General features: G+C 70.4%; 20 protein-coding genes and 1 pseudogene. 6 read left to right on the top strand and 15 right to left on the bottom strand.

The genetic code is table 11. The features are described from left to right. Positions 1–59: 59 nt before the first annotated feature. The 3 genes from QM728_RS06230 to rimP all read right to left on the bottom strand — a co-directional run bounded on the left by QM728_RS06230 (position 60) and on the right by rimP (position 2,056). The gene (locus QM728_RS06230) at positions 60–377 is read right to left on the bottom strand and encodes a YlxR family protein (protein ID WP_415031171.1); all 318 of its coding nucleotides are present in this window, start codon (positions 375–377) and stop codon (positions 60–62) included. Between the two features lie 97 nt (positions 378–474). Next, entirely contained in the window at positions 475–1,497 is a 1,023-nt protein-coding gene (gene nusA, locus QM728_RS06225) for a transcription termination factor NusA (RefSeq protein ID WP_415031170.1), read from the bottom strand. Between the two features lie 58 nt (positions 1,498–1,555). After that, on the bottom strand, positions 1,556–2,056 hold the full coding sequence (rimP, locus tag QM728_RS06220) for a ribosome maturation factor RimP (RefSeq protein WP_415031169.1): 501 nt from the start codon (positions 2,054–2,056) through the stop codon (positions 1,556–1,558). Positions 2,057–2,133: 77 nt separating this feature from the next. On the opposite strand from rimP, the gene QM728_RS06215 reads away from it, so the two are divergent. Next, on the top strand, positions 2,134–2,673 hold the full coding sequence (locus tag QM728_RS06215; RefSeq protein ID WP_415031168.1) for a hypothetical protein: 540 nt from the start codon (positions 2,134–2,136) through the stop codon (positions 2,671–2,673). After that, positions 2,670–3,107: a ferritin-like domain-containing protein gene (locus QM728_RS06210; RefSeq protein WP_415031167.1), complete on the top strand. Its 438-nt coding sequence runs from the start codon at positions 2,670–2,672 to the stop codon at positions 3,105–3,107. The genes QM728_RS06215 and QM728_RS06210 overlap by 4 nt, the downstream gene beginning before the upstream one ends. A 6-nt stretch (positions 3,108–3,113) precedes the next feature. Here the strand turns inward: QM728_RS06210 and QM728_RS06205 are convergent, their stop codons facing one another. Next, positions 3,114–4,856 (bottom strand): proline--tRNA ligase, encoded by a 1,743-nt coding sequence (locus QM728_RS06205; protein WP_415031166.1) that lies wholly within the window; start codon positions 4,854–4,856, stop codon positions 3,114–3,116. Between the two features lie 44 nt (positions 4,857–4,900). Between QM728_RS06205 and yaaA the strand changes: the two genes are divergently transcribed. Then, positions 4,901–5,641 (top strand): peroxide stress protein YaaA, encoded by a 741-nt coding sequence (yaaA, locus tag QM728_RS06200; RefSeq protein WP_415031165.1) that lies wholly within the window; start codon positions 4,901–4,903, stop codon positions 5,639–5,641. A 21-nt stretch (positions 5,642–5,662) separates the two neighbouring features. Continuing rightward, the gene (locus QM728_RS06195; protein ID WP_415031164.1) at positions 5,663–6,316 is read left to right on the top strand and encodes a hypothetical protein; all 654 of its coding nucleotides are present in this window, start codon (positions 5,663–5,665) and stop codon (positions 6,314–6,316) included. Positions 6,317–6,319: 3 nt separating this feature from the next. Here the strand turns inward: QM728_RS06195 and cobA are convergent. The 3 genes and pseudogenes from cobA to QM728_RS06180 form a co-directional block, all read right to left on the bottom strand. Then, positions 6,320–7,553: pseudogene (gene cobA / locus QM728_RS06190) on the bottom strand (uroporphyrinogen-III C-methyltransferase). A gap of 34 nt (positions 7,554–7,587) precedes the next feature. Beyond that, positions 7,588–7,821, bottom strand: coding sequence for a hypothetical protein (locus tag QM728_RS06185; RefSeq protein ID WP_415031163.1), 234 nt, complete (start codon positions 7,819–7,821; stop codon positions 7,588–7,590). A gap of 2 nt (positions 7,822–7,823) precedes the next feature. Then, the gene (locus QM728_RS06180) at positions 7,824–8,858 is read right to left on the bottom strand and encodes an acyl-ACP desaturase (protein ID WP_415031162.1); all 1,035 of its coding nucleotides are present in this window, start codon (positions 8,856–8,858) and stop codon (positions 7,824–7,826) included. 109 nt (positions 8,859–8,967) lie between these two features. On the opposite strand from QM728_RS06180, the gene QM728_RS06175 reads away from it, so the two are divergent. Beyond that, positions 8,968–9,621, top strand: a complete 654-nt coding sequence (locus QM728_RS06175; RefSeq protein ID WP_415031161.1) for a response regulator — start codon at positions 8,968–8,970, stop codon at positions 9,619–9,621. Between the two features lie 3 nt (positions 9,622–9,624). Here the strand turns inward: QM728_RS06175 and QM728_RS06170 are convergent, their stop codons facing one another. Both QM728_RS06170 and mqo read right to left on the bottom strand, forming a co-directional pair. Next, positions 9,625–11,223, bottom strand: coding sequence for a GAF domain-containing protein (locus tag QM728_RS06170; RefSeq protein WP_415032842.1), 1,599 nt, complete (start codon positions 11,221–11,223; stop codon positions 9,625–9,627). Positions 11,224–11,304: 81 nt separating this feature from the next. Further along, positions 11,305–12,840: a malate dehydrogenase (quinone) gene (mqo, locus tag QM728_RS06165; RefSeq protein ID WP_415031160.1), complete on the bottom strand. Its 1,536-nt coding sequence runs from the start codon at positions 12,838–12,840 to the stop codon at positions 11,305–11,307. An 80-nt stretch (positions 12,841–12,920) separates the two neighbouring features. On the opposite strand from mqo, the gene QM728_RS06160 reads away from it, so the two are divergent. Further along, entirely contained in the window at positions 12,921–14,048 is a 1,128-nt protein-coding gene (locus QM728_RS06160; protein ID WP_415031159.1) for an alpha/beta hydrolase, read from the top strand. Here the strand turns inward: QM728_RS06160 and QM728_RS06155 are convergent. The 6 genes from QM728_RS06155 to QM728_RS06130 all read right to left on the bottom strand — a co-directional run bounded on the left by QM728_RS06155 (position 14,045) and on the right by QM728_RS06130 (position 20,966). Beyond that, complete coding sequence (locus tag QM728_RS06155; protein ID WP_415031158.1) at positions 14,045–14,866, bottom strand: alpha/beta fold hydrolase; 822 nt, start codon at positions 14,864–14,866, stop codon at positions 14,045–14,047. The two genes, QM728_RS06160 and QM728_RS06155, sit on opposite strands and share 4 nt — an antisense overlap. Then, complete coding sequence (gene map, locus QM728_RS06150) at positions 14,863–15,738, bottom strand: type I methionyl aminopeptidase (RefSeq protein ID WP_415031157.1); 876 nt, start codon at positions 15,736–15,738, stop codon at positions 14,863–14,865. The genes QM728_RS06155 and map overlap by 4 nt, the downstream gene beginning before the upstream one ends. 33 nt (positions 15,739–15,771) lie before the next feature. Then, complete coding sequence (locus tag QM728_RS06145; RefSeq protein WP_415031156.1) at positions 15,772–17,604, bottom strand: penicillin-binding transpeptidase domain-containing protein; 1,833 nt, start codon at positions 17,602–17,604, stop codon at positions 15,772–15,774. 80 nt (positions 17,605–17,684) lie between these two features. Next, positions 17,685–18,518, bottom strand: a complete 834-nt coding sequence (locus QM728_RS06140; protein WP_415031155.1) for a GNAT family N-acetyltransferase — start codon at positions 18,516–18,518, stop codon at positions 17,685–17,687. A gap of 49 nt (positions 18,519–18,567) precedes the next feature. Beyond that, positions 18,568–19,737: a flavodoxin-dependent (E)-4-hydroxy-3-methylbut-2-enyl-diphosphate synthase gene (gene ispG / locus QM728_RS06135; protein WP_415031154.1), complete on the bottom strand. Its 1,170-nt coding sequence runs from the start codon at positions 19,735–19,737 to the stop codon at positions 18,568–18,570. Between the two features lie 8 nt (positions 19,738–19,745). Continuing rightward, positions 19,746–20,966, bottom strand: a complete 1,221-nt coding sequence (locus QM728_RS06130) for a M50 family metallopeptidase (RefSeq protein ID WP_415031153.1) — start codon at positions 20,964–20,966, stop codon at positions 19,746–19,748. Between the last annotated feature and the right edge of the window lie 2 nt (positions 20,967–20,968).

Genomic DNA, 20,968 nt, shown 5'->3' with positions numbered 1-20,968 from the left:
GTCGAGCGGGCACCCGCTACGACCTCAGTTAACTCCGATACGTGCTCATCGTGGGAACTTCACGGTGTGCTCATGTCTTGCGCTACCTGTTCTTCCGGTTGGTCACCGCCGCCCGCTGCGCGCAGCGAAGCGGCGAGGCCGTCTGGATCGACGGTGAGCCCGTCGACCCGCAATGCCGGGGCGAAGGCTCTCCGGCGCACCGCTTCCGACAAGCAGTCGGTCGACGGATGCAACCAGGCGCCGCGCCCGGGCAGGGTCTTGCGGTGGTCAACGACCACCACCGGTCCGGCCGGGCCGCTCGTCGCGACCAGTCGGACCAGCTGTGCTCGATCAGCTCGTCCGCGGCAGCCGACGCACATCCTGGTCGGACGGTGCATGGTGTCTTCTCCGTGGAACGGGCGAGGTCTCGCGCAGCCTTGGCCAGTCTAGCCTGCGGGCTCGGCCAATGTCATACCGCCGCGCCAGCCCGCGGTGCTACTCCGCGCCGCCGCCCGCCGGTGCCGGAACCTCGGGGTCGGCGTCGGACCGGATATCGATCCGCCAACCGGTCAACCGGGCGGCGAGTCGGGCGTTCTGGCCCTCCTTGCCGATCGCGAGGGACAGTTGGTAGTCGGGCACGATGACGCGGGCCGCCTTGTTGGCCTCGTCGACGACGGTCACCGACAGCACCTTGGCCGGCGAGAGGGCGTTGGCGACGAAGACCGCGGGGTCGTTGGAGTAGTCGATGATGTCGATCTTCTCCCCCGCCAACTCGCTCATCACGTTGCGCACGCGCTGGCCCATCGGGCCGATGCAGGCGCCCTTGGCGTTGAGATCCGGCACGCCGGTGTGGACGGCGATCTTCGACCGGTGACCGGCCTCGCGGGCCACGGCGACGATCTCGACCGACTTGTTGGCAACCTCGGGGACCTCCAACTCGAACAGCTTGCGCACCAGGTTGGGGTGGGTGCGCGACAGCGTGATCTGCGGGCCGCGCGAACCGCGGGTGACGCCGACGACGTAGCACTTGATGCGGTCGCCGTGTTCGTAGGTCTCGCCGGGCACCTGCTCGGCTGCCGGGATCACGCCCTCATTGCCGTCTGCCTCGCTGCCGATGGCGACCAGGACCAGGTCGCGGGCGTTGGCGCCGACGTGCCGCTGGACGACGCCGCCGACGATCTCGCCCTCGTGGGCCACGAGTTCGCCGAAGTTCTTCTCGTTCTCCGCGTCGCGCAACCGCTGCAGGATGACCTGGCGGGCGGTGGTGGCCGCGATTCGACCGAAGCCCTCGGGGGTGTCGTCCCACTCGCGGAGCACAGTGCCGTCCTCGTCGACCTCCTGCGCCATGACGCGGACCTCGCCGGACTTGCGGTTGATGTCGATCCGCGCGTGCGGCGCGAAGCCGTCGGTGTGCCGGTAAGCGGTGAGCAGCGCCGTTTCGATGGCGGTGATCACGGTGTCGGTCGGGATGCCCTTGTCGGCCTCGATCATGCGCAGGGCGGCGATGTCGATGTTCATTGCGCGGTTCTCCTATTCACTTGTGCGATGTTCAGTTGTGCCGGGCGCGCCCGGTGGTTCAGTCCTCGTCGGCCAGACGCAGCTCGGCGGGGCTCGGTTCGCCGAATTCGACGACGACCACCGCCGACGCCACGTCGGCCAGGCCGACCTCGCGCACCGAGAGCCGTCCCTTCTGGTTGACGACCAGGCGCACGCGGTCGTCGACGAGACTACCGATTCGGCCGGTGAACTTCTCCCCGTTTTCACCGGTCACCTCGACCTTGCGCCCCCGGTTGCGGCGCCAGTGGCGCTCGGTGGTCAGCGGGCGGTCGACACCCCGCGAGGTGACGTCGAGCGCGTAGTCCTGCGCCCACGGCTCCTCGTCGAAGCGCGCGGTCAAGGCCCGGGTGAGGTCGGTGAGCTGGTCGAGGCCGACGCCGTCGTCGCCGTCGACGACGACGGTGATCGCCGAGACGCCGTCGCCCGGCTTGCGGCTCACCGCCACATCGTCGAGGTCGAGTCCCGTCTCGCCCACGATCGGTGCGGCCAACGCCGTCACCGTCTGCACATCCGGCGCCACGGCTCCCCCACAATCCTTCGAAGTCAACGCGCCGACACGTCCCGGGCGCGCACCACAGGAGTCTAGGCGATGGCATCATGGCCGTCGTGACTTCGTTGTCCCGTCGAACCGTCCTGCGCGGTGCCGCCGCCACCGCCGTCGCCCTGCCCCTGGGCGCCGCGGCGCTGTCCGGCTGCAGTCGCGCGCCGTCGCCCGAGGAGGTCCTCGCGGGCCGCCTGGTGCCGCTGGCGAGCGCCGCCAAGGCGTCTGCCGCCGCGGCGCGCCGACTGAAGGCGACCGATCCGCGCCACGCCGCCGTCCTCGACCAGATCGCGGCGATCCGCGACGAGCACGAGAAGCTGCTGCGCGAGGAGGTGTCCCGCCTGCACCCGGAGTCTCGGCACCTGATCGCCGAGCCGAGCACGGCGCCGACCGCCTACGCCACCGCGCCGAGCTCCGCCGCCCCGGGTTCGGCCACGGCCGCACCGCAGAGCGGGCAGCTCGACCAGTTCATCGCGGCCCTCGACGCCGACGCCCAGTCCGCCCAGCAGGTCGCGGTGACCGCGACCGGTTTCCAGGCCGGGCTCACCGCGTCCGTCGCCGCCTCCATCACCAGCCTCAAGGGATTGCTGAAATGACCGTCAACGACTCCCTTGCCGCCGCGGTGCGCGCGGAGGACGCCGCGATCTTCACCTACGGGGTGCTCACGGCATTCACCCGCTATGACGTGCGCAGCCGGGTCGCCGACGACATCGCGGCCCACCGCGTCCGCCGCCGGGACGTCGCCGAGGCGCTCACCGCCGGCGGCGGCCAGGTGCCGACGCGCGCGCCCGGGTATCGGCTGCCGGACAAGGTGAGCGACCTCAAGTCCGCCGGTCGGGCCGCCGTCGACGCCGAGACGGAGACGCAGATCGCGTATCGGGCACTCGTCGAGCAGGCGGACACCGATCAACTGCGCACGATGGCCGTCGAAGCCCTGACCGAGTCCGCGGTGCGCGCGGTGTATTGGCGCGGCATCGCCGGCATCTCCCCGGCGGCGATCGCCGTGCCGGGCGACCCGCGCGAGAAGTAGCCGCGCTCAGCCGCGAACAGCCGCGGTGATCGACGCCGCGGCGCCGTCGACCGGCACCTCGGTGGTCTCGCCGCTCAGGCGGTCGCGCACCTCGACGGTGCCGTCGGCGAAGCCGCGGCCCACGACGACCACCGTCGGAACACCGAGCAGCTCGGCGTCCTTGAACTTCACGCCCGGCGAGGCCTTGCGGTCGTCGAAGAGGACCTGCAGGCCGGCGCCGTCCAACTCGTCGACCAGGGCCTTGGCGCCGGCGATCGCGGCCTCGTCCTTGTTCGCGATGACCACGTGCACGTCGAAGGGTGCGATCTCGCGGGGCCAGCGCAGGCCCTTGTCGTCGTGCATCTGCTCGGCCAGCACGGCGACCAGGCGCGAAATGCCGATGCCGTAGGAGCCCATGGTGACGCGGACCGGCTTGCCGTCCTCGCCCAGCACGTCGAGTTCGAAGGCGTCGGTGTACTTGCGACCCAACTGGAAGATGTGGCCGATCTCGATGCCCTTGGCCGACACCAGTTCACCGGCGCCGTCGGGGGCGGGATCGCCGTCGCGGACCTCGGCGGCCTCGATGGTGCCGTCCGGGGTGAAATCGCGGCCGACGACGAGGTCGACGACGTGCTTGCCCTTCTCGTCGGCGCCGGTGATCCAGGCGGTGCCGGTGACCACGCGCGGATCGACGAGGTACTGGCCGCCGGCGGCCTTGACGCCGGCCGGGCCGATGTAGCCGCGGACCAGCGCCGGGTTGGCGGCGAAGTCGGCGTCGGCGAGCAGTTCGACCTCGGCCGGCTCCACCGCGGCCTCGAGGCGCTTGAGATCGACCTCCCGGTCGCCGGGGACGCCGATGCCGGTGATCTGCCAGTCCTCGCCCGGACGGCGAATCTTCACCAGGACGTTCTTGAGGGTGTCGGCGGCGGTCACTTCCCGGTCGAGTGCACCGTTGGCCCAGTCGACGAGCGTCTCGATGGTGGGGGTGTCCCCCGTGTCGTGGACGACGGCGGCGGGCTGCCCGTCGATCGGGCGCTCGGTGCCCGGCTGGGTGACGACGGCTTCGACGTTCGCGGCGTAGCCGGACTCGACGCACTGGACGAAGGTGTCCTCGCCGACCTCGCTGGTCGCCAGGAACTCCTCCGACGCGCTGCCGCCCATCGCGCCCGAGGTGGCCGCGACGATGACGTACTCGACGCCGAGACGGTCGAAGATCTTCTGGTAGGCACCGCGGTGCGCCCGATAGGACTCCTCGAGGCCGGCGTCGGAGAGGTCGAAGGAGTACGAGTCCTTCATGACGAACTCGCGCCCGCGCAGGATGCCCGCGCGCGGCCGCTCCTCGTCGCGGTACTTGGTCTGGATCTGGTACAGCGTGACCGGCAGGTCCTTGTACGACGAGTACTCGCCCTTGACCAGCTGGGTGAAGAGTTCCTCGTGGGTGGGGCCGAGCAGCATGTCGACGCCCTTGCGGTCCTGCAGGCGGAACAGCGCGGGGCCGTACTCGGTCCACCGCCCGGTCTGCTCGTAGGGATCGCGGGGCAGCAGCGCGGGCAGCAGGATCTCTTGACCGCCGATCGCGTTCATCTCCTCGCGCACGACCTCTTCGACGGCGCGCAGCACGCGCAGGCCCAGCGGCAGCCAGGCGTAGACCCCGGGGGCCTCGCGCCGGATGTAGCCGGCGCGGACCAGCAGCTTGTGCGACGGAACCTCCGCATCGGCGGGGTCGTCTCGCAGGGTGCGCAGGAACAGCGTCGACATCCGGGTGATCACGAGGCACCAGCTTAGTGAGCACCGGCGCTGGGTAGGGTGCTGGGGTGCGCGTGATCCTGCCTCCCTCGGAAACCAAATCGGACGGCGGCAGCGGGGCGCCCCTCGACCTCGCCGCCCTCTCGTTTCCCGAAGCCACCGACCTGCGCCGCCACCTGGTCGATTCCCTCGTCGAACTCTCCGCCGACCTCGACGCCAGCCGGACCGCGCTGGGCCTGGGCAAGACCGCCGTCGCCGAGGTCGAGCGCAACGCCGAGTTGTGGGAGGCGCCGACGCGACCGGCGATCGAGCGGTACACCGGTGTCCTCTACGACGCCCTCGCCTACGCCGACATGTCCGGGCCGACGCGGACCAAGGCCCGCGACCGACTGCTGATCGGGTCCGCCCTGTTCGGCGTGCTCGGCGCGGGCGACGCGATCCCCGCCTATCGACTCTCCGCCGGTTCCAAGCTGCCCGGCGAACCGACGCTGGCCACGATGTGGAAGCCGGTGCTGACGCAAGTCTGGGACGGCCTCGACGATTTCCTCATCGACCTGCGCTCGGGCGCCTACCAGAACCTGGGCAAGGTCCCCGGTGCGGTGACCGTCACCGTGATGACCGAAAAGCCCGACGGCACCCGGTCGGTCGTCAGCCACTTCAACAAGCACCACAAGGGCCTGGTGGCCCGCGAGCTGGTCGCCACGCGGCGGAAAGTCGCCGACATCAACACCGTCGCCGCGGTCCTCGCCGACGCGGGTCAGCGGGTCGAGATCGCCGACGCCACGACCGTCGTCGTGGTCACCGAGTGACGGCGGATAGACTTCACGCCAATGCTCCACGCCCTCACCTACGCGTTTGTCGACGCGGTCAACGTCCTGCTCATCGGAGTGCTCGTCGCACTCGCGATGATGGCGGCCGCCGGTCGCTACGCCCGCGTGGCCGCGCTGCTGGTGTTCGGCGACTGGCTCGGCGTGCTCCTCACCGCCCTGGTCGTGCTGCTCGCCTTCGACAGCCTCGGCCAATTCGTGAAGCACATCGTCGAGTCGGCGCTGTTCGGTATCCTGCTCATCCTCGCCGGTCTGGTGTCCCTGGTCCTGGCCATCCGGGGCGGGGACTCCTCGCCGCTGATCAACCGGATCTTGGAGCCGCTGCGCTCCCCCTCGCCGCTGACCGTTGTCGTCGGGGCGGTGCTGGGCGCCATCCAGTCGTTGACGTCGGTGCCGTTCTTCGCCGGTCTCGCAGTGCTCTCGGCCAGTGACATCCCGGCAGTCCAGCGCTACACCGGGCTGTTCCTCTACGCGACCGTCGCGCTGAGCCTGCCGACGCTGGCCGCGCTGTTCCTGGGACTGGTCCGCTGGGCGCCCGGCTCGCCGCTGCGCCGCCTGTTCGACGTCGCCCGCGCACACAAGGACTTGGTCGTCCGCGGCGCCGGAATCCTGGTCGCCGCCCTGTTGATCGGGATCGGCATCCTGCACGTCGTCTGACGACTACGCCTCGGCGCGACTGCCCTCGGTGAAGCCGGCGACCGCGCCGATCACGATGATCGCGGGCGGGATCAGCCCCTGCTGCGCGGCCACCTCGGCCGCGCTGGCCAGATCCGACCGCAGCAGCCGCTGCGTCGGCAGCGACGCGTTCTCGATCATCGCGACCGGGGTGTGCGGGTCGCGGCCGCCGTCGATCAGGGCGGCGGCGAACTTCTTCGAGCCGGTCGACGCCCATCATCAACACGATGGTCCCGGTGAGCCTGCCCAGCGCCGCCCAGTCGGTGAGCGAATCGGGATGGTCGGGGGCGACGTGACCCGAGACGACGACGACCTCGTGCGTGACGCCGCGATGGGTGACCGGGATACCGGCGAGGGCGGGCGCCGAGATGGCGCTGGTGATGCCGGGCACGACGGTGACGGGGATGCCCGCGTCGACGCAGGCCTGCAGTTCTTCGAAGCCGCGGCCGTAGACGTAGGGGTCGCCGCCCTTGAGGCGCACCACGAATTTTCCGGCCTTCGCGCGGTCGACGAGGATCTCGTTGATCCTCTCCTGCCGCATCGCACGGCCGTAGGGGACCTTCGCCGCGTCAATGACCTCGACGTCGGCGGGCAGGCCGGCGAGGAGTTCGGCGGGGGCGAGCCGGTCGGCGACGACAACATCGGCCCGACCGAGCAGCGCCCGACCGCGGACGGTGATCAGATCGGGGTCGCCCGGTCCCCCGCCGACGAGGGCGACACCGGCGGCATGCGGACCCTCGGGCGGGGCGACCGGCGCCGTGGAGTGCTCGATCGCGGCCAAGAGGCGGTCGCGGACCTGCGCCGAGCGCCGGTGGTCGCCGGAGGCCAGCACGCCGACGGCCAGGCCGTCGTGCCGAGCGCTGGCCGGCGTGACTGCGGTGCCCAGGCGAGCGTCGTCGGCGCGGACGCAGAAGATTCGGCGGCGCTGCGCCTCGGCGGCGACCGCGGCGTTCACCGCCGGATCATCGGTGCAGGCGATGACGTACCAGGCGCCCTCGAGGTCGCCGTCGGCGTACGCGCGGCGCAGCACCTCGACCCGCGGGTTGGACTCGACCGCCGGGGTCGGATCGAGCGCGACGACCACGACGCGCGCCTGCGCGGCCAGGAGGTTCGGGAGCCTGCGCTGGGCGACCGACCCTCCCCCGACGACCACGACTCGGCGACCGGCCAGGTCCAGTCCGGCCAGGTAGTGACCCGCGGCGGGTTCGTCGGCTGCCATAGCCGACAAGCCTACCGGCGACCGCCCCGTCGACTCAGATCGGCAGTTCGCCGGTCGCGCGGATGCGCGCCCAGATGTCGCTGACCGGGACGCCCATGCGGTGGGCCTGGCTGCGGATGAACTCGGCCAACAGCACCGACGAGGCGTAGCCGCCGTCGGCGTCGTGCGATTGGCTGCGCACCTCGTTCCACCACGTGGGGTTCTCGCAGGCCGCGGCCTCGGCCATGGCGATCGCGGTGTCAAAGCCGGGCATGTCCGTGACGGTCATCGCTACGCCCGCGCCTTCGCCCGGTCGCGGTCCGCCTTGGCCTGCATACGGGCCAGGGCGCGCTCGCGGGCGTCCTCGAACTTGACGACCTTGTCGTCGAGGTCGAGCAGGAACTTCTGCAGCTCGTCGCGGTAGTACTCGCCGGTGGGCCCGAAGTCGTCGCGCTCGAAGATGCGCCACTTCTTGAGCACCGGCGCGAGCACCTCGGTGCGGTGCTGCGGCAGGTCGTAGATGCCGTCCTTGGCGATCAGCACCGCGTTGCGGCGGAAGTTCGGCATGGTGGCGCCGGGCATCGCGAAGTTGGACACGATCGAGTAGATCGCGGCCATCGCCAGGTCCGGCACGACGTCGAGCGCCGCGGCGACGATGTTGCGGTAGAAGGTCATGTGCAGGTGCTCATCGGCGGCCACGCGCTGCAGCATGCGGTCGGCGATCGGGTCGCCGCACGCCTTGCCGGTGTTGCGGTGCGAGACGCGCGTCGCGAGCTCCTGGAAGCTGACGTAGGTCACCGACAGCAGCATCTCCAGCGCGGTGTGCTGGTGGAACGCCGGCTCCAGCTTGTGGATCTCGCGGGCATGGTCGATCGGGTCGTAACCGGCGGTCATGTGGACCAACCGGGTCTTCTCCAGCTCGACCGGGTCGACGCCGCGGGTGACGACCAGGTAGTCGCGCATCACGATCGAGTGGCGCGCCTCCTCGGCGGTCCAGCGGCCGACCCAGAAGCCCCAGGCGTCGTCGAGGGAGAAGTTCTCGGCGATGACGCGGTGGTAGGACGGCAGGTTGTCCTCGGTCAGCAGGTTGGTGATCATCGCGGCCTTGGCCGTCTCGGAGAGCTCCGACTGACTCGGATCCCAGTCCTCGCCGCCGAGGAAGGCGAAGTTGCGGCCCTCGTCCCACGGCACGTAGTCGTGCGGCATCCAGTCGACGGCGGCCTTCATGTGGCGGTCGACCTCTTTCGCGGCCACCGGCTCGAGCTCAGTCAGGAGGTCCTTGCCCTCCATGTTCTCGGTCAGTGCAATCACATCTGTAGCGGTCATACCCACAGACCCTGCCGGTCGGGCGAGGCGAATACATGAGTCAAAAGTCCTTGCGACACCGCGACATGCGTCCCGACCGCGGCGGGACTGTCGGGGTACCGTTTAGCCCATGTCCGAAGCACCGGTGCGGGTATTCATCGTCGACGACCACGAGCTGGTCCGGCGCGGTCTGCGCGACCTGCTGGCTACCGACGGCGACCTGGAGGTCATCGGTGAGGCGGCCAACGTCGCCGAGGCCCTCGTCGGGATCACCAACAACCCGCCCGACGTCGCCATTCTGGACGTGCGCCTGCCCGACGGCAGCGGCGTGGAGCTGTGCCGCGAGGTGCGCTCGCGCTGCCCGGACACCCACTGTCTGATGCTGACCAGCTACGCCGACGACGACGCGTTGCTCGCCGCGGTCATGGCGGGCGCGTCCGGCTTCGTGCTGAAGCAGATCCTCGGCCAGAACCTGGTGTCGGCGGTGCGCACCGTCGCAGCCGGCGGCAACCTGCTCGACCAGCGCAGCACCGCCGCCCTCATGGAGCGCCTGCGCGGGCGCAGCGCGGCGGCCGACGACCCGTTTGCCACGCTCACCGAGCGTGAACGCGAAATCGTCGACTTGATCGGCGAGGGCCTGACCAACCGGATCATCGCCAAGCGGATGCACCTGGCGGAGAAGACCATCAAGAACAACGTCACGCGGATCCTCGCGAAGCTGGACCTGTCCAGCCGCACGCAGGTCGCCGTGCTGGCGACGAAGAACTCCCAGCGCGGCAAATAGCGCTCAGTCCGCGCTCTTCACCTCGACGAGGGGCACCCGCCACAGCAGGCGCGTGCCGCGGCCCGAGAGTCCCGGTCCGACGACGAAGTCGCCCTCCCACTCCTCGGCCCGCTTGCGCAGGTTCTCCAGGCCGCTGCGGCGCACCCCCGGGGTGATGCCCTTGCCGTCGTCGGTTATCTCGACGGTCAACTCCCCCGCCCGCGGCTCGGCCACGACGCGGACCTCGATGCGGTCGGCCCCCGAGTGCCGCAGCGCGTTGCTCACGCCCTCGCGGACCACGGCGTCGACGTGGCTGGCGAGCTCGGGGATGACGACCGTGTCCACCGGGCCGTCGAAGCGCACCATCGGCGTCACCTCGGCATGGCCGGACACCTGGCCGATCACGGCGAGGACCCGGCGGCGCAGGGTCGCATCGTGCGACGGATCGCCGGTCTGCAGGTCGAAGATGGAGGTGCGGATCTGGGCGATCGTGCCGTCGAGGTCGTTGAGCACCTGCCCGAGCCGCTCCTGCATCGCGGCGTCGCTCGGCGCCCCCTGCGCGGTGAGGGCCTGCAACGACAGGCCCATCGCGAACAGGCGCTGGATGACGTGGTCGTGCAGGTCGCGCGCGATGCGGTGGCGGTCCTCGAGGGCCTCGAGCTTGCGCCCCATCTCGCGGCGCTCGGCATAGGCGATCGCCAACGACGCGATTTCGGCGACGCCCGCCAGACCGGAGCGTTCCTCGGCCTCCCAGTCCGGCTTGTCGTCCTGGTGCAGCACGATCGCGCCGTACACCCACGGCCCACGCACCAGCGGGACGATCGTCAGCCACCCGCCATCGCGATCGCCCCACCCGGGGACCTCGGCGTCGGGCAGCACCCGCTGCTCGGCGCTGTCGGTGATCGCCGCACCGAAGGCCACGGCGTCAATCGCCCCGGGCCACCCCGAGTTGGCGCGCAGCGTCGCCGCGGAATCCTCGGTCTCGTAGAGGTATACCGCGCGGGCACCGGTGATCTCGGCGACGTCGGCACAGATGTTGTTGAGGTTGGCCGTCAGGCTGACCCCGGCGAGCGGTTCGGCGCCGCGGCGGGCGAGCATCTCGGTCCAGGTGTGCTGGATGCGCGCCCGCTCGAAGCCGCGGGCGTTGTCGATGGCGATGCCGGCGGCGACCGCAAGCACGCCGATCAGCGCCTCGTCGAGTGCGGAGAAGGCCGGCGCGGTGCGCTTCTCGGTCAGGTAGATGCTGCCGAACACCTCGCCGCGGATGAGGATGGGCGCGCCGAGGAAGCTGCGCATCGGCGGGTGGTTCGGCGGGAAGCCCACCGACTCCGGGTGGTGCGAGAGGTCGGCGATCCGCAGCACGTGCGGGTCGTTGATCAGGACCCCGAGCACGCCCTTGCCGACCGGCGGCTCGCCCATCGTCGCGCGGACCTCCGGCGTGATGCCGGTGTAGACGAACTCGCGCAGTCCGCCGTCGGAGGAGCGCACGCCCAGCGCCGCGTAGCGGGCGTCGAGGACGCGGGCCGCGACGTCGACGATGCGCTGCACCGCCTGGTCGAGGTCGAGTCCCTGGCTGACGATCAGCACCGACTCCAGCAGGTCGCGGGCCTTGTCCGGCCGCATGCCCTGCCGGGCGAGCGTGTTCAGCGTGGGCCGCAGGCTCTCCAGCGGACTCGGCGACGACGGGGTGTCGGGCACGACGGCCTAGGCGTTCGCGGGGGCCTTCGTGAGCTCGAGGCTCTTGGAGGTCCAGTCCCACACCTTCTTGAACAGCTTCGGGTCGTCGTTCAAGGTCTTGCCGAAGGACGGGATCATCTCGGCCAGGCGCGACGACCACGGGCCCTCGTACAGGTCGCCGAAGCACTGGCTGAGGACGTTCAGCATCGCCGGCACCGCGGTCGACGCGCCGGGCGAAGCACCCAGCAGACCGGCGATGGTGCCGTCGCCGGCGGCCACGACGGCCGTGCCGAACTCGAGCGAGCCCTTCGCGCCGCTGCCGCGGATGACCTGGACGCGCTGGCCGGCGGTGATCGACTCCCAGTCCGAGCCGAGGGCCTCCGGCACGAATTCGCGCATCGTCGTGATGCGGTCGGCCGGGCTGGCGGCGAGTTCGCCGATCAGGTACTTGAGCAGGCCGAACTCCTGCGGCGCGATCGACATCATCGGCAGCAGGTTGCTCGGGCGCACCGAGAACGGCAGATCGGTGATGCTGCCGTTCTTGAGGAACTTGGGCGACCAACCGGCGTACGGGCCGAACAGCAGGCCGGGCTGGTGGTTGATGACGCGGGTGTCCAGGTGCGGCACCGACATCGGCGGTGCTCCGACGGCCGCCTGGCCGTAGACCTTGGCGGCGTGCTCGGCGATCAGCTCCGGGTTGGTGCAGCGCAGGAATTCGCCGCTGACCGGGAAGCCGCCGAAGCCCTTGGCCTCCTTGATGCCCGAGCGCTGCAGCAGGTGCAGGGCACCGCCGCCGGCGCCGACGAACACGAAGTTCGACTGCACCTTGCGCTTCTCGCCGGTGTGGTTGTTGCGGACGGTGACGATCCAGCTGCCGTCGGACTGCTTGGTCAGGTTGGTCACCTTGTGGCCGAAGAACACGTCGGCGCCCTGGCCGACGTAGTTCACCAGCTGCTGGGTGAGGGCGCCGAAGTCGACGTCGGTGCCGTGCTCGAACCAGTTGAGCGCGACCGGGTCGCTGAAGTCGCGACCGGCCGCCATCAGCGGCAGGCGCTTGGTGAACTCACCGGCGTCGGTGATGAACTCCATGCCCTCGAAGAGGGTCTCGCGCGACAGCTTGTCGTAGCGCTTGCGCAGGTAGTCGACACCGCCGTCGCCGTGGGTGAAGCTGACGTGCGGGATCGGGTTGATGAACTCGCTCGGGTGGTCCAGGACGCCGTTGTCGACCGCGTGGGCCCAGAACTGGCGGGACACCTGGAACTGCTCGTTGATCGACAGCGCCTTGGTGATGTCGACCTCGCCGTCGGCGCCGAGCGGCGTGTAGTTCAGCTCGCACAGGGCCGAGTGGCCGGTGCCGGCGTTGTTCCAGGGATCCGAGCTCTCCGCGGCGGCCGCGTCGAGGGTCTCGAACAGCGTGATGGACCAGTCGGGTTCCAGCTGGCGCAGCAGGGCGCCGAGCGTGGCGCTCATGATGCCCGCTCCCACCAACACGACGTCTGTCTTGACCACCGATGCCGACACGCAAACTCCATTCCTCGCGGTTACCCGCTCATTGTTCCCCATCGTGGCAGGCGGGTCGCCACCGGCCGACCGGTTTGTGGGAAGAACGACAAGCCCCGGGCGGCGGACTACGATCGGCAATCGTGACGAAAACCTCCGATTGGCAGCCCGACTCCGAACTCGCCGGCTATCTCCAGCGGGTCTTCGAGCTGGGCACCGACCCCGACGGCGAGTCGCCGATCGCCGCGACCCTGGTGAAGGCGCCGAAGGCGCCGCGGTCGCCGAAGGGCGCGGTGCTCTACATCCACGGGTTCACCGACTACTTCTTCCATGAGCCGCTCGCCGACTTCTTCATCGCGCAGGGCTATCACTTCTACGCCCTGGACCTGCGCAAGTGCGGCCGGTCGCGGCGAAAGGGGCAGACCGCGCACTACGTGTCGGATCTGTCCCACTACGACGTCGAACTCGGCCTGGCCCTCGACATCATCGCCGAGGAGTCGGGCATCAACGGCTCGGGCGACCGCAAAGTCATCGTCGGCGCCCACTCGACCGGCGGGCTCATCGTGCCGCTCTGGGTCGATCGGCTGCGCCGCCTGGACTCGTCGCGACACGCGCTCATCGGCGGGCTGATCCTCAACAGCCCGTGGCTGGACCTGCAGGGTCGCGCCGCGCTGCGCTCCCCCGCCGTCACCGCGGCGATTCGCGGCGTCGGCATGACGCGCAAGTTCACCGTCCTGCCGCAGGAGCTCTCGCCGGCCTACGGCGACAGCATCCACGAGAGCCGCCACGGCGAGTGGAAGTACAACCTCGACTTCAAACCGCTCGGCGGCTTCCCGGTCACGTTCGGCTGGCTCCGCGCGATCCGCAACGGCCACGCCCTGCTGCAGGCCGGTCTCGACGTCGCCGTGCCGTCGCTGGTGCTGCGGTCGGACCGGTCGTACTTCGCCAAGAACTACTCGTCGAGGACCGACCGCGCCGACGCGGTCCTCGACGTCACGCACATGGCCCGCTGGGCCGGCTGCCTGGGCGGCCGGCTGACGTCGGTGCCGGTCCCCGGGGCGCGCCACGACGTGTTCCTCTCGCTGCCCGATGTGCGGCAGCGGGCGTACGCCGAGGTCGAGGCCTGGTTGGCGAACGGACTCGTCCCCCCCGTCGCGACGGCGGCGGCCAAGAAGGCCGCGGCCGCGACCCCACCGAGGAAGACCGCGGCTCCGGCCAAGGCTGCGAAGAAGACCGCCGCCAAGAAGACAGCGGCGAAGAAGGCCCGCTAGACGCCGGCGCGATCGATGATCGCGGCGGCGAGGGCCTCGGGCGCCTTCTCCGGCACCCAGTGGTCGACACCGGCCAACTCGACGAAGCGATAGTCGCCGTCGACGAAACCCGCGCTGGCCTCCGCCTGCTCGCGGCCCAGCGCCGTGTCGCCGTCGCTCCACACCAGGGTCGTCGGGATGCTCACCCGCCGACTCGGCATCTTGGCCGCGATGTCGCCGGTGAAGTTGGCCCGGTACCAGTTCAGGCCGCCGGTGAGCGCACCCGGCTCCTGCATCTGCAGCGCCGCCTCCTTGGGGCAGGTGCGCCGCAACAGCACCGCGTTGCGGGCCAGGAGCTTCTCCTCGGCGCCCTCTTCGATGAAGAAGGAGATGTACGACGACTTCTCCCGCTGGTCGTCGCCGCCGGCGAGCGCGCCGGAGATCGCACCCGGGTGCCCGGTGCTCACCGCGACGTACCCGGTGAAGCGATCGGGGTGCCGCGACGCCAGTTGCCAGCCGATGATGCCACCCCAGTCGTGGCCGACGAGCAAGCACTTGTCGATCCCCAGCTCGTCGAGGACGCCGAGGGCGTCGGACATCAGGTTGTCGATGACGTAGGCGTCGACGTCGGCCGGACGCGCGCCGGGGCTGTAGCCGCGCTGGTCGAAGGTGATGGTGCGCAGCCCCGCGTCGTGCAGCAGCGGCAGCACCCCGGCGAAACTGGCGCTGTTGTGCGGGAAGCCGTGCAGCAGGAGGACCGGCGCCCCGCCCGCCGGGCCGCCGACCGCGACGTCGAAGACGAGGTCGCCGAGGGCGATCTGGCTGGGCGCCGCGCTCACTTGGCCGGATCCTCGTCCGGCAGGGTGAGGATCTCCGCGCCGTCGTCGGTCACGACGAGGGTGTGCTCGAACTGCGCGGTCCACTTGCGGTCGCGCGTGACCACGGTCCACCCGTCGTCCCAGATCTCATAGGGCAGCCCGCCGAGGTTGATCATGGGCTCGATGGTGAACACCATGCCCGGCTCGAGGACGGTGTCCACGCTGGGCTGGTCGTAGTGCAGCACGACCAGGCCGTTGTGAAAGGTCTCGCCGATGCCGTGACCGGTGAAGTCGCGCACGACGTTGTAGCCGAAGCGGTTGGCGTAGGCCTCGATGACGCGACCGACGACGTTGAGCTCGCGGCCCGGTTTGACCGCCTTGATGGCGCGCTCGGTGGCGATGCGGGTGCGTTCGACCAGGTCGACGGCCTCCTGGGCGACATTGCCGGCGAGGAAGGTCGCGTTGGTGTCGCCGTGGGCGCCGTCGATGTAGGCGGTGACGTCGATGTTGACGATGTCGCCGTCGGCGACGACCGTCGAGTCCGGGATGCCGTGGCAGATGACCTCGTTCAGCGAGGTGCAGCACGACTTGGGAAAGCCCTTGTAGCCCAGCGTCGACGGGTAGGCGTCGTGCGCGACGAGGTAGTCGTGGACGATGCCGTCGAGCTCGTCGGTGGTGATGCCCGGCTCGACCGCCCGGCCCGCGGCGGCCAACGCGTTCGCGGCGATCTTGCTTGCGACGCGCACCCGCTCGATGATCTCCGGGGTCTGCACCCAGGGCTCGGCGCCCTCCTTGACCGTCTTCTTGTCGACGTACTCCGGGCGGTCGATGTGGTCGGGCACGGGGCGCCGCGGCGACACCTTGCCGGGCTTGAGGGGGGCGCGAACGGACATGGCGTCCACTCTAGTGGCCGCGCCGGGCGGGCGTCAGCGGCGTGCGCCGAGTCCGTAACCCGCCGGGAGCGAGGCAAAGAAGTCGCGGGTGACGCCGACCGCGTGGGTCGAATCGCCACCGCCGACGATGAGCGTCGCGAAGGCCAGATCGCCGCGGAAGCCGGCGAACCAGGCGTGCGAACCGCCCGCGTACTCGGCCTCACCGGTCTTGGCGAAGATCGGTCCCATCCCGTTCACGACGGTGCCGGTGCCCTCGGTGACCACCGCGCGCATCATCGGCTTGAGCTCGTTGTAGATCTTCGGGTCGACCTCGGGCCGCGGCCCGGAGACCTTGGTCGGACGGCCCTTGATGAACGTCGGCACCGGCGGCGTGCCGTTGGCGACGGTCGCCGCCACCAGGGCGAGGCCGAACGGCGAGACGAGCACCCGGCCCTGGCCGAAGCCGTCTTCACTGCGCGCCACCAGGTCGGGGTCGATCGGCACCGACCCGGACTTGGCGGCCAGGCCGGGGATGTCGTAGGCGGCGCCGAGGCCCATGGCGGCGGCCTGGTTGGCCAGCGTCGACGGCCCCATCTGGCTGGCCAGGTGGGCGAACGTCGTGTTGCACGACTGCGCGAACGCACCGGTCAGCGGGATGTCGCCGAGGGCGAACTTGTCGTAGTTCGGGATCACGCGCGAGCCGATGGTGATCTCACCGGGGCACGGCACGACCGAGTCGGGGTGCGCCAGGTTTTCGCGGACTGCCGCGGCGGCGGTGACCATCTTGAAGGTCGAGCCGGGCGGGAAGAGGCCGTGCGTGGCGATCAGGCCATCGGCGTCGGCACGCTTGTTCTGCGCGATGGCCAGGATGTTCCCGGTCGACGGCTGGATCACGACCATGGCGATCTTGAAGCGGTCCGACGCGTTGACCGCGCGCTGCGCGGCGGCCTGCGCGGCTCGCGAGAGGGTCAGCGTCACCGCCGGCGACGGCGTCGGCGAGAAGTCGGTGAGTACGCCGGCGGTCAGGCCGTTCGGGTTGACGATGTCTACCCGCCAGCCGGGTGCGCCGACCGTCTCGTCGCCGACGACCTTGCGCACCTGCGACAGCAGCGCCGGAGCGAAACCGGGCTCGGTGGGCAGCAGTTCGGCCTGGTCGGTGGCCACGATGCCGGGAATGGCGAGACGGTCGCGCAGCAGGTCGAAGTCGCGGTGGCTGAGCCGGATCAGCGAATAGGGCTTGCCGGACGCGGTGGCCGTCTCAACGATGTTCTGCACGTTGAGCTTGGGGTCGAAGCGCCGCAGCGCGCCGACGGCCGACGCGGCGGCCTCCGCGGGCTCGACGCCGGCCGCCTGCGCGGCCTTGGCGTCGAACGAGATGCCGACGACGGTGCCGTTCGCCATCACGCGCGTACCGTCGGCCTCGTTGACCTCGGCGCGCGGCGCCTCGATGACGCGGAACTTGAGCTTCTGGTCGGCGCCGATCTCCGGGTGCAGGTTGGTGGGCATCCAGCGCACCGACCAGCCCTTGTCGCCGCGGCTCGCCGCGACCTGCGCGGTGTAGTTCCACTTGCGCTTGCCGGGCAGCTGCCAGGTGTAGGTGACGTCGGTGAGCGCGTTGTCGACCGAGAGTCGGATCTTGCCGGTCGTGTAGTCCAGGTGCTCGGCGGTGAGCCCGCTCCACAGATCGGCGATCGCGCTCGTCGCGGCGCTCGGCTTGTCGGTCTGCGCGGCGGCGCCCTGGGCGTCGCGCTGGGCGATGGAGGCCATGAAGCGCTCGACGACGCGGCGCGGGTTGTCCTCGGGCGAGCTGCATGAGCTCAACGAGAGGCCGACGGCGGCGGCAGAGGCGATGGCGACGGCACGGACGACGCGCTTCGAAAGGTTCATCACTCGTGATAATAGAGTGACGCATGTGAAAGTTGGGGAACGCCACGCGGGCGCGCCCGCTCAGTCGGAGTGGGCCCCGCTCAGTCGATGAGGACGGTCGCGAACGTGCCGACCTGCTCGAACCCGACGGCCATGTAGGTGCGTCGGGCCGCGACATTGAAGTCGTTGACGTACAGGCTGGGGATGCGGCCGTAGGCGCGGATCGCCGCCGCGACCGCCGCGGTCCCGGCTTTGCCGACGCCCGTCGCCCGGTACGCCGGATCGACCCAGACGCCCTGGATCTGGCCGACCGCCGACGACATCGCGCCGATCTCGGCCTTGAACACGACCCGGCCGCCGTCGAAGCGCGCGAACACCCGCTTGGCGTCGATGAGGCCGACCAGGCGTTGCCGGTACATCCGGCCGCCGTCGAAGGCGCACGGATCGACCCCGATCTCGCTGGTGAACATCTCCACCGCCGCCGGGAAGTACGCGTCGATGTCGTCGCGGGTCACCAGGCGCACCGCCGGGTCGGCGGCCAGGGCCGGCGCGCCGCGCAGCGCCATCAACTGCTGCACCGGGCGGATCTCGCGCGCCACCCCCCACGTCGGTTCGAGCCGTTCCCACAGCCCCAGCGCGAGATCGGCGGGACCGACGACCGAGGAACACTCGCGCGGCGCCGAGAGCGCGGCGTGCGCGAAATAGTCGAGGTCGGCGTGGTCGCCGGCGAGCGGGACGAGGTTCGCGCCGGCGAAGCACAGCGAATACTCGGGGTTGTCGGCCGACCACAGTTGCCCGCCGAGCCAGCGCGGCTCGATGCCGTAGGCCTCGACGCGGGCGGCGACCATGCAGGAGGCGACCGGGTCGACCGACAGCGCGCGCCGCACGGCGGGCGCATCACTGGCCGCGAGCGATCGTCGACGCGTGGTCAGCATCGGCCGGACTCCCTTTCCGCAGGTTGCAGGCGCGGCCCCGACGTCGTCGTCAGCTGACGGTGACGACGGGAGCGCCGCTACCAGTGTCGCCCGTCTCCTCGGCGATCCGCAGCGCTTCCTCGATTAACGTCTCGACGATTTGGGACTCGGGCACGGTCTTGATCACCTCGCCCTTGACGAAGATCTGCCCCTTGCCGTTGCCCGACGCAACGCCCAGGTCGGCCTCGCGAGCCTCCCCCGGGCCGTTGACGACGCAGCCCATGACGGCGACGCGCAGCGGCACCTCCATGCCCTCGAGGCCGGCGGTCACCTCTTCGGCGAGCTTGTAGACGTCGACCTGGGCCCGCCCGCACGACGGGCAGGACACGATCTCGAGTTTGCGCGGGCGCAGGTTCAGGGACTGCAGGATCGCGTCGCCGACCTTGATCTCCTCGGCCGGCGGCGCCGACAGGGAGACGCGGATGGTGTCGCCGATCCCCTCCGACAGCAGCGCGCCGAAGGCCACCGCGGACTTGATGGTGCCCTGGAAGGCCGGACCGGCCTCGGTGACGCCGAGGTGGAGCGGGTAGTCGCACTGCGCGGCCAATTGGCGGTAGGCCTCGACCATCACGACCGGGTCGTTGTGCTTGACGGAGATCTTGATGTCGCCGAAGCCGTGCTCCTCGAACAGCGACGCCTCCCACAGGGCCGATTCGACGAGGGCCTCGGGCGTGGCCTTGCCGTACTTCTCCATCATCCGCTTGTCGAGGGAGCCGGCGTTGACGCCGATGCGGATCGGGATGCCCGCGGCCGATGCCGCCTGCGCGACCTCCTTCACCCGGCCGTCGAACTCCTTGATGTTGCCCGGGTTGACGCGCACCGCGGCGCAACCGGCGTCGATGGCCGCGAAGATGTACTTCGGCTGGAAGTGGATGTCGGCGATCACCGGGATGTTGGCCTTGCGCGCGATCTCCGGCAGCGCGTCGGCGTCCTCCTGGCGCGGGCAGGCCACGCGCACGATGTCGCAGCCCGAGGCCGTCAGCTGCGCGATCTGTTGCAGCGTCGCGTTCACGTCGTGGGTCTTGGTGGTCGTCATCGACTGCACCGAGATCGGCGACTCGCTGCCGACGCCGACGTTGCCGACCTTGATCTGCCGGGTCTTGCGGCGCGGGGCGAGCACCGGCGGCGGCGCGTCGGGCAGGCCGAGGCCGATGGGCTGGGGCGACGATGAGCCGGTCATGGCGGTCCTCAGAACAGCTTGATCGGGTTGATGATGTCGGCGGTGAGCGTGAGCACCATGAACACGCCCATCACGGCGATGACCGCGTAGGTCAGCGGCATCAACTTCATGTAGTCGACGGGGCCGGCCGCCGGCTTGCCCAGGCGGCGGCGCACCGCATCGCGCAGCTTCTCGTAGCCGACGACGGCCATGTGTCCGCCGTCGAGCGGGAGCAACGGCACCAGGTTGAAGGCGCCGAGGAAGAAGTTGATGCTGATCAGCAGCAGGAGGAAGACCTCCCACACGCCCTTCTCGACGGCGTCGCCGCCGAGGACGGAGGCGCCCCACATGCTGATCGGGGTGTCCGGCGAGCGCTCGCCGCCGGTGACCGCGGTCCACAGCGCGCCGATCTTGGTCGGCAGCGAGACCAGCGCGTCCCACACAGACTTCAACAGGTCGCCGGCGAAGGCGGCCGACGCCGGGATCGCCGAAAGCAGGTTGTGCTTGACCGGCGCGGGCGGCGGCGGGTACTTGAGGCCGACCATCTTGCGGGTCTCGGTGGTCGTGGTGCCGTTGGGTCCCGGACCGGTGATGGTGACCGGCGTCGGGTTGACGGTCAGCGTGAGCCGCTGGCCGGCGCGTTCGACGCCGAGGACGACCGGGCCGGTCGACTTCGCCAGGATCGGGCTCAACTCGGCGGCGGTGGAAACGGGCTTGCCGTTGGCGGAGACGATCGTGTCCCCGGCGCGCAGCCCGGCCTCGGCGGCGGGTCCGGCACCGACGCAGGGCGCGGTGTTCTGCATCTTCTCGTTGAGCTGCGGCGCGACACAGGACGTCGACGCGACGACGGCCGGCGTCGGCTCGGAGCTCATGCTCGGCAGGCCCCAGCCGACCGCGAGGACGACGATCAACAGGTAGCCGAGGATGAAGTTCTGCATCGGACCGGCGAACAGCACGACCAGGCGCTTCCAGGCCTTCTGCTTGTACATCGCCCGCGACTCGTCCTCGGGCGCGATCTCGTCGTAGGGCGTCATCCCGGCGATGTCGCAGAAGCCGCCCAGCGGCAGGGCTTTCAGGCCGTATTCGGTCTCGCCGCGGCGGGTCGACCACAGCGACGGGCCGAAGCCGACGAAGAAGCGGCGCACCTTCATTCCGGTGGCCTGCGCGGCCCACATGTGGCCGCACTCGTGCCAGGCCACCGACAGCACCAAGGCGGCCGCGAAGGCCGCCACCCCGAGGGCAAAACTCACTG

Source organism: Gordonia sp. (in: high G+C Gram-positive bacteria), assembly GCF_047602025.1.
Taxonomy (GTDB): domain Bacteria; phylum Actinomycetota; class Actinomycetes; order Mycobacteriales; family Mycobacteriaceae; genus Gordonia.
Note: the sequence above shows the minus strand (reverse complement) of the source record. Positions and strands in the feature narration are given on the sequence as shown.

Excerpts from the sequence above, each read along its gene's own strand:
- QM728_RS06230 (WP_415031171.1), bottom strand. The coding sequence starts at position 377 with ATGCACCGTCCGACCAGGATGTGCGTCGGCTGCCGCGGACGAGCTGAT.
- QM728_RS06145 (WP_415031156.1), bottom strand. The coding sequence starts at position 17,604 with ATGAACCTTTCGAAGCGCGTCGTCCGTGCCGTCGCCATCGCCTCTGCC.
- QM728_RS06185 (WP_415031163.1), bottom strand. The coding sequence starts at position 7,821 with ATGACCGTCACGGACATGCCCGGCTTTGACACCGCGATCGCCATGGCC.
- map (WP_415031157.1), bottom strand. The coding sequence starts at position 15,738 with ATGTCCGTTCGCGCCCCCCTCAAGCCCGGCAAGGTGTCGCCGCGGCGC.
- QM728_RS06195 (WP_415031164.1), top strand. The coding sequence starts at position 5,663 with ATGCTCCACGCCCTCACCTACGCGTTTGTCGACGCGGTCAACGTCCTG.
- ispG (WP_415031154.1), bottom strand. The coding sequence starts at position 19,737 with ATGACCGGCTCATCGTCGCCCCAGCCCATCGGCCTCGGCCTGCCCGAC.
- QM728_RS06210 (WP_415031167.1), top strand. The coding sequence starts at position 2,670 with ATGACCGTCAACGACTCCCTTGCCGCCGCGGTGCGCGCGGAGGACGCC.
- mqo (WP_415031160.1), bottom strand. The coding sequence starts at position 12,840 with ATGGGGAACAATGAGCGGGTAACCGCGAGGAATGGAGTTTGCGTGTCG.
- QM728_RS06215 (WP_415031168.1), top strand. The coding sequence starts at position 2,134 with ATGGCCGTCGTGACTTCGTTGTCCCGTCGAACCGTCCTGCGCGGTGCC.
- QM728_RS06175 (WP_415031161.1), top strand. The coding sequence starts at position 8,968 with ATGTCCGAAGCACCGGTGCGGGTATTCATCGTCGACGACCACGAGCTG.
- QM728_RS06170 (WP_415032842.1), bottom strand. The coding sequence starts at position 11,223 with ATGCGGCCGGACAAGGCCCGCGACCTGCTGGAGTCGGTGCTGATCGTC.
- nusA (WP_415031170.1), bottom strand. The coding sequence starts at position 1,497 with ATGAACATCGACATCGCCGCCCTGCGCATGATCGAGGCCGACAAGGGC.
- QM728_RS06180 (WP_415031162.1), bottom strand. The coding sequence starts at position 8,858 with ATGACCGCTACAGATGTGATTGCACTGACCGAGAACATGGAGGGCAAG.
- QM728_RS06140 (WP_415031155.1), bottom strand. The coding sequence starts at position 18,518 with ATGCTGACCACGCGTCGACGATCGCTCGCGGCCAGTGATGCGCCCGCC.